Source organism: Streptomyces otsuchiensis, assembly GCF_004305975.1.
Lineage (GTDB): Bacteria > Actinomycetota > Actinomycetes > Streptomycetales > Streptomycetaceae > Streptomyces > Streptomyces otsuchiensis.
This window is the reverse complement of the sequence record NZ_BHZI01000611.1, coordinates 1-445: the sequence shown is the minus strand read 5'-3', so window position 1 is coordinate 445 and position 445 is coordinate 1. Positions and strand designations below refer to the sequence as shown.

Sequence of the window (445 nt, the reverse complement as noted above, 5' to 3'; positions counted from 1 at the left end):
GCTCGCCGTGGCGAACACCTCGGCCCCGGCATGCCGGGGCCGAGGTGTTCGCCACGGCGAGCCCCGCCAAGCAGCGGGTGCTGCCGCTCGACGGCGAGCACATCGCCTCCTCCCGCGACCTGGAGTTCGGCGAGCGGTTCGGCCGGGTGGACGTCGTGCTCAACTCCCTCGCGGGGGAGTTCGTGGACGCGTCGCTCGGACTGCTCGGTGACGGCGGGCGGTTCGTGGAGATGGGCAAGACCGACGTCCGGGACCCGGCCGGGATGCCGCCCGGTGTCACCTACAGCGCCTTCGACCTGATCGAGGCCGGACCGCGCCGGCTCCAGACCATGTTCGCCGAGTTGTTGACGCTCTTCGAGGAGGGTGTGCTCCAGCCGTTGCCGTTGACGTGCTGGGATGTGCGGCGGGCTGCTGAGGCGATGCGGTTCATGAGTCAGGCGCGGCA

The 445-nt window shown here is 71.0% G+C and carries 1 protein-coding gene; it reads left to right on the top strand.

Features of this window, described 5'->3' with window-relative positions; all coding sequences use genetic code 11:
* Nucleotides 1-445, top strand: a 445-nt coding sequence (locus tag E0D90_RS26080; RefSeq protein WP_130800352.1) for a zinc-binding dehydrogenase, incomplete at both ends; no start/stop codon positions are given.